The sequence below is a fragment of the Rhodococcus tukisamuensis NBRC 100609 genome (assembly GCF_001894985.1).
Lineage (GTDB): Bacteria > Actinomycetota > Actinomycetes > Mycobacteriales > Mycobacteriaceae > Rhodococcus_G > Rhodococcus_G tukisamuensis.
Map to the genome: position 1 here is coordinate 45,318 of NZ_BCXG01000031.1, position 7,051 is coordinate 52,368.

Here is a 7,051-nt window from a genome sequence, read left to right on the forward strand (position 1 = left end):
GACGGTCTCGATCATCGAACACGACAGACTCTCGCTCGGAGGTGGGAACCGTGCAGACCGACACCTACACCTCGCCGTTCGCGGGCTTATCACCGATCGCCGAGGCCGGCGGTCCCGGCGACGTCGAGGCTCCGCCGGACGCAGGCGAATCCCCGTTCGAGGCGGTCTACTTCGCCGAATCGCCGTTCGGCGAGGCCGACTCCGAGGCCGACGGCGAAGCAGCGGCCGCGCAGGACTTCCTGGAGTCGCTGCACGACGAGGAGTTCGAGGACGCGATCGAACAGTTGCTCGACGAAGGCGCGGCCTATCTGCTCGCCGACTCCGCGCAGTGGTCGGAAGCGCCGCCGGAAATGGATGCCCGGGAAGTTCTCGATGAGTGGATGTCGCCGCTGATCTCCGAATGGAAGCGGGCCGTCGACAGCCTCGCGGCCGGGCTCGAGAACGTGGACCTGACCGGCATGAACGAGCATGAGGTCGAGGAACTGATCGATTCGCTCGACACGCCGGAGATGCTCGGCGTCGAGGGGTTCGACAACTTCCTGGGGAAGTTGTGGCGCAAGGCGAAGCGGTTCGTCAAGTCCAAGGTCAAGCAGGCGATCAAGTTCGTCAAGAACCCCGTCAAGGGAGTGATCGAGGTCGCGAAGTCCGGACTGAAGACGATCGGCAAGGGCGTGAAGGCGCTCGGCAAGTTCGTGGTCGGGCCGATACTCGACAAGCTCAAGCGCATCGGACTCAAGCTCCTGAAGGGCGTGATCGCCAAGCTCATACGACCGTTGAGCCGCGCGCTTCCCGCGTCGGTTCGACCGGCCGTGCAGATCCTGATGACGAAGCTCGGCATCGGTCAGACCGCCGACCGCGAATCCGGCGGGGAGGAGACTGCCGACGGCGAGACGGGAACGGCGACGGATCTCGCGGAGGCGTTCGATGCCGAACTCACCTCGCTCTTCTTCGCCAGCGAGGCCGATGAGGCGGATACCGAGGAACCGGAGGTATCCGACACCGAGGCCGACCCGGTGGCGCAGCTCGATCAGGCCCGCGCGCTATTGGCCACCCAACTGGCCACCCATGAGGGCAACGAACCCCCGATCGCCGAGATCGAGCAGTTCCTACCTGCGATACTCGCGATCCGCCCGCTGCTCAAACTGGGGCTGACCGTCACCGGTGCGAGAGGCAAACTGATCAACCTCATCGCCTCGCCGCTGGCGAACCTGATCAAGAAGTGGGTAGGGCCGGAGCCTGCGCGGATCATCGCCCGCGCCGCAGTGGGTGTCGGCTTCAGTGCCCTCGGGCTCGAGGCCGGACCCGAACAGGAGCAAACGGTCGCCGGCGAGGCGCTGGCCTCGGCTGTCGAGGCAACCGTCTTGCAAACCCTCGACGAGCTGTCCGACGAAGCGCTCGAAGACCCGCTGCAGGTCAGCGCCGCGGTGCAGCGAGCGTTCGCGGAGGCTGCTGCGGCGTATCTGCCGGATCGGATCCTGCGCGCCGACCTGCCCGAACGGGAGACCGCGGGCGAAGGCGGATTCTGGGTCCTCATGCCCCGCGCGATGCGACCGCGCTACCGCTTCCGCAAATACACCAGGGTCTTCGCGACACCGATCCCGCGCCAGATCGCGCGCGCGGTTCCGTGGTCCGATGGCGGCACTCTCGAAACGTACCTGCTCGACCGCGGCGTCGACCGGTGGCCTGTCCAGGCCGAGATCGACCTCTACGAGACAATTCCCGGCACGCTGCCCGGCCACTTCACCCGAGACGAGACACTTCCCGCCGACGAGAACCCGCTCGGCGACGAATACCAACCGCTGACGCCCGAAGCGGCGGGGCTGCTGCTGCGCGAACCGGCGATCGGGCGTCGAACTGCCCCGGTAGGCCGGAGACGGCATCGGCCCGTCCCCGGTCGCCGATACTTCCGGGTGCGCACCAGCAAATTGCCCGCCAAACGCAGCCGCCGACCCCGCAGGCTGTTCACGGTTCGCCTCGATCCGACCAGCAAACAGCTTCGGATCGCGATCCGGCTGTCCGAACGTCGCGCCCGGATGGTTCTCGCGCGGATGCAGCGATCGGCCCCGTCCGGGCAGCGCGACCTGCCGGCGGTTCTCACGGCGCTGCGACAGATCTTTCTCCCCAGGCTGCAGTACCGGGTCGCCCGTCGCCTGGTGAAGTCGTCGCTCGTCCCCGATCCGCTGACGGCAACCCAGCTCGCGGGCTCGATCGCCGCCGCGACGAGTACCGCCATCGCCACGTTCCTGGCGCAGAAGGCCGGCGCGTTCGCGTCGGCGGTCGGCGACCCGGCGGACGGGGTCACCATCACGGTAGCCTTCGGCGGGCTGGGCGCCGATCCGAAGCAGGAGCTGACGCCTGAGGTCGCCGCGCATCCAGGTTTGCAGCATGCCTGACGAATTCGCAACGGAAACAGCCGCACTCGGCACGGAGGTGAGGCACTGGCGGCGCGCGTGCGCCGGTCTGGGCGAGCTCGAGGTGGCTGCCTCGACGCAGGCGTGGAACGAGTTGGAGTCCTATCTGGGCTTGTCGGTCCGCTCCAATCTCGCGGCACTCGCAAAACGTTTGGCCGCTCGGGCCGACCGGATCGCTTTCACGTTGGGGGTAGCGCAGACCCCCACCGACCTGAAGTCCGTTCGGGCCGAGCTGCTCGATCTGCGGCGCCGGTACCGGCGTGCCGAAGCCGTGGTCGATTTCTTCGGCGACGCCGTCAACACCAGGACCAACCCGCGAACCGGTGCCGTCCTCCGCGGCCTCGACGCCCTTGCCGTGCACAGCATGGACCAGGTGCTGCGCCCCCTCGGGATCGACACTCCCCCGGTGTTGACCTACCTCGACAAGGGCATGGGAGCCTCGATCCTGCGCGCGGGTGCGCGGCTGTGGGACTCGTCAATATCGCCCGCCGCCGCCATCAAGATCACCAGACACAATCTGTGGCAGCCGACGTCACTGGTGCACGAAACCGGTCATCAGGTCGCGCATTTGACCGGCTGGACCGCCGAACTCGGTACAGCGCTGCGGGCGTCGCTGGCACAACACGACCAGCTCTCCGCCGAGGCCTGGCAGAGCTGGGCGAGCGAGGTCGCGGCCGACACGTATGCCTTCTGCCTGCTCGGCTACGCCCCGGTCCCGGCCCTGGCGACAGTGGTCGACGGGCCTACCAGGGCGGTGTTCCGCATGCCCCTCGGCGATCCGCACCCCTTCGCGTTGCTACGCGTCCTGTTCAACGTCGCGCTGTGCCGATCGTGGTTTCGCGACGGGCCGTGGGACGCGCTCGGCGCCCGATGGATCGCGAGGCATCCACTCGCGCAAGCACCTTCGGATGTCGCGGCCATCACGTCGGCAAGCCTTGCCCAGCTCGGCGCCATCGTCGATGTCTGCACGCGGCGACCGATGGCGGCCTTCAACGGTGTGTCCCTGTCTGCCCTGGTCGATCCGAGACGAGTCTCTCCGCAGGAGCTCGAGCGCTTTACCGACCGCGCCGGACCGTCGCTGTACACGTCGAGCTACCTGCAACGCATCGAACCGATGCGGATACTCGCTCTCACGGTGCTGCGTGGCCTGGAGGCTCCCGCGGCGCCGACGCACTTGGAGACATGGCTTCGACGCCTCGGCGGCGACCGGTCCGCGGCCGCGTGAATGAAGAGATTGGAGACGACAATGACTGCCAAGACGCCAGAACCTGCCGAGCGGAAACCGGCGGGATCCGGATCTCAGAAGGAACCGAAGCCGGCGACGACGGAGCCGGGACCGGTGACGTCGGCAGACATCCAGGCCCTTATTGCCGTCATTCGCGAGGGCATGAGCAAGTCCGACTGCACAAAGCCGTGCGAGCCGAAACCGTGCGAGCCGGAAGGGAAGCCCGAAGGCGGAAGCGTCGAAAACGCACTCGCATTGTCTGTGTTCTCGGAGCTTGTGTATTCGCTGCGCACGCACGGTTCGATCGTCGGGATTCCCGCCCAGAAAGTGCCGGTCGAAGTCAACGCCGACGGCGAGCTCGTGTTTCCGAAGGAGCCACCGGCGTTCGCAGAGACGGTGGTCGTCGTCCACCGCGGTGGTGTCAACCCGGACCAAGACCTCCCCGTTCCTGGCAAGAACATGCCAATCGACGTGTACCACCCTGAGACCGTCGTCGCGGTACGGCTCAAAGATTGCAATGGAGAGGTGCGCATGGTCAGTTTCGTGACGAACAACTACGTGGCCGACGAACCCGACCCTTGCTCCTACGGGCCGTACTCGTACGCAACGCATTCCGCGAAGACGAGCTGAGAAAGAGGCAGGCGCCATGTTCCGCACACTCGCCCAGTTGCTGAACCCGTTACCGCAGCCGGCCGGTCTGACGCACGCGGACACGGTCTTCGCATTCCATCCCGAACAGTCGAGTAGATGGCTCGACGAGATCTGGCGCTCCGGCGGCATCGCCTCCTGGGCGAACGTGCTTCTGCCGCAGGCAGTTCCGCTCGGCGATCCGTCCGCGATCACCCGAACGCAGCTTCCGCCTGGCCCGCTCATGACCGCGTCGGGTGTCAACGTAGCCGCACCGGGCGGCCCGCTCCCGCTTCCGCTTCCGCCGGGATACAACCTGCCACCGCTCGGAACCGTCGGGCCCCCGTTGCTCTGGCAGCACCTGATGTACGCCTACCTCGTGGAGAGCACCGGCGTCTTCGAGATCCTTGCCGAGGTCGCCCGCCGATACGCCGTCGGGGAAACGCTGCCGACGCCGAGGCTCGACACGGTGGTGTGGCTGCGGGCAACGGAGGAGCTGTTCTTCCGTGACCCGCCGCTGTTCCGGGTGGGCGGCCTGACCAGCCAGTTGCGCCCCGACGCGCGCGTGAACCGGCGCAACGCGTACTGGCGGATGTTCGGGCTCGACCTACCACATGCGGCAGGCGCGCGGATCGAAGGGCAGCCGTGGAAGCGCGACGCCGGAACGACCAGCAACACCCGTTTCCTCGAACTGTGGAACGAGCTGCTGCGACAGGTGTGGCTCGGAATCGAGAACGTCACCAACTCGAGCGGGCCGAAACCCACCGACGACAGCTACATCGCCTACTTGGCCCAGACGATCGGCGAGATGCTCCGGTTGCGTCGTCGCGGCGGGATGCTCTCCCGCGAAGAGTTCTCCTACGTCTGCATGCTCAGCTGGTTCCATCTCACGGTCGAGTTCGACAACTCCGTGGTTCTCGACCTGCACGCCACCGCCGGCGCGGGCGGCAACGCGGCGGATCGGCTCGCGGCGATCGGGGAACGCGTCGGAATCGCGCCGTCACGCCAAGCGCGCGAACTCTTCGAGCTGGCCGACTTGGTCTCGCCGTTGCTCTGGGCGCTCGAACTGCGGATATTCGACCCCCCACTGGCGGCACCTCTGCTCTACAACGTCAATGTCTCGCTGGCTGCGCGGTTGATGAACCGCATTATCGACCTGTGGCAGTCGGCGACCGGGGAGCGAGTCAAGGACCTGGCCGTGACCATGCGGCGAGGTGCGGCACCGGCTCGTTCGGCGCAGCCCGTCACTCTTCCACGCGAATTCGTACCGACCGCACCACGGCCGTCGTCCACCAACGGCAAGCCCGTCGGAACCCGGTCCTGACCCGAGGCCCGGCATGTCATGACCGAGTCGTCGGTGTTCGTCCCCCTCGCCGAGGCGCAGTCGTTCGCACCGGTGGCGTGGCCGGTCCGAGCCGACGTGTTCGCCGACGAGGTACTGGGCGAGTCCGGCGCGGTCCCCGGGCCGTGCCGCGATGTCACGGTGGCGCCCGCGGATCGTCCGCCGGTGCTGCGTCAGGGCGCCGTGCACCCGAGCGTTCGGGAGGTACAGCGCAAGCTCAATGCCTTCCACCGCTATCGCGTCGACAACGGCGAGACCGGCCTGCCCCACGCTCCGCTGGTTCCGGACTGTGTCTATGGCACCAGAACCCGCGACGCCGTCAAGGCGTTTCAGGTTGTCGCCCTGCCCGGCCAACCGAAGGAGCACGACGGCAAGGTCGGGACAAACACTTGGCCGCACCTTGATTCGATCGCGGTCGGCAGTGACGGCGCCGCCGAAGTCACGGTCGCGGCGTGCCGGTTCACCGATGCGAGCGGACGGGCGATCAACTGGAGCCACATCATCGGCCTGCACGGAACGGCCGTCGATGTCGAGATATCCGTATCCGGTCTGCCGGTCGCGGCCATGCCAGCGGTGATCGTTGCTCAGATCGCCGCCCACCCGCCGAATCTCGTGACGCCTCCCGGCGGAGCGCCGATTCGAGTCGACGTGTCCAACACAGGGGCGGATCCGGCCGACCCCAGTCGGATCCGGTACCGGTCCTCACGACCGTTGCGCGAACTGGCGCCGCTCCTGTTCGGCGGCGGGTCCAGCGTCGCGACCGTCGGGCGACGTGGCGCGACGAGCGACGGTGAGTTCCGTGGAAACCTGGACGCGCTGCATCGGGGCGCTGCGACCCAACCACTGAGTGCCGGGTCGCGCACCGCCGACGAATTCCAGGAAGCCCCGGACGCGTTCGACCTCTTCCGCGCGGGCGGTGTGCACGTCCTCGAGGTGCGCGCCGCCCCACGTACGCACTGGCGCGCTCCAGTCAGGCAACGGCGTCTCGGCAGGAGCCCTGCGCGGTTCTTCTACTACTCCGGACACGGATTGTCGTCGAGCGGAATGCTGGCCATAGATACGCAGGGGAAGCAATGTGGGCAAAGCGGTTCGGCATTCGAAAACTGGCTCGGGCCGGCCGAGATTCTGCCGTTGTGGACGAAAGGCGCCAGCCCTGATGTTCTGATCATCGCGGGCTGCTCCATGCTCAAGATCAATCTCGGTGAGCACCTGTTCATGAAGAAACCGCTGGTCGGACCCGGGCTGGCGTGGTCGCAACTTCTCTCCAACCGGGCGGGAGGCCTCACCGCGCTGCTCGGTTACGGCGGAAGGGCACCGTGCGACAAACCGAACGGCGACCGCATAGCAGCGGCCATGGCACGTCGAATCCAATCAGGAGCTACAGCCTTCGCGCAGGATTGGCTGACCGTCAACGGCGACAACAACGCCGATAACGCCGCAGCAATT

5 protein-coding genes are annotated in these 7,051 nt (G+C 67.1%); all 5 read left to right on the plus strand.

From position 1 onward, the window contains the following. Window positions 1-50: 50 nt before the first annotated feature. On the plus strand, window positions 51-2,393 hold the full coding sequence (locus tag RT2_RS22385; protein ID WP_245709176.1) for a hypothetical protein: 2,343 nt from the start codon (window positions 51-53) through the stop codon (window positions 2,391-2,393). Then, window positions 2,386-3,636, plus strand: a complete 1,251-nt coding sequence (locus tag RT2_RS22390) for a hypothetical protein (RefSeq protein ID WP_072847016.1) — start codon at window positions 2,386-2,388, stop codon at window positions 3,634-3,636. Before RT2_RS22385 ends, RT2_RS22390 begins: the two co-directional genes overlap by 8 nt. A 21-nt stretch (window positions 3,637-3,657) precedes the next feature. After that, window positions 3,658-4,266, plus strand: coding sequence for a hypothetical protein (locus RT2_RS25650; protein ID WP_139191143.1), 609 nt, complete (start codon window positions 3,658-3,660; stop codon window positions 4,264-4,266). A 16-nt stretch (window positions 4,267-4,282) separates the two neighbouring features. Beyond that, window positions 4,283-5,587, plus strand: coding sequence for a hypothetical protein (locus RT2_RS22400; RefSeq protein ID WP_072847018.1), 1,305 nt, complete (start codon window positions 4,283-4,285; stop codon window positions 5,585-5,587). A gap of 18 nt (window positions 5,588-5,605) precedes the next feature. Further along, on the plus strand, window positions 5,606-7,051 hold a 1,446-nt coding region (locus RT2_RS22405), incomplete at its 3' end, for a peptidoglycan-binding domain-containing protein (protein ID WP_139280380.1).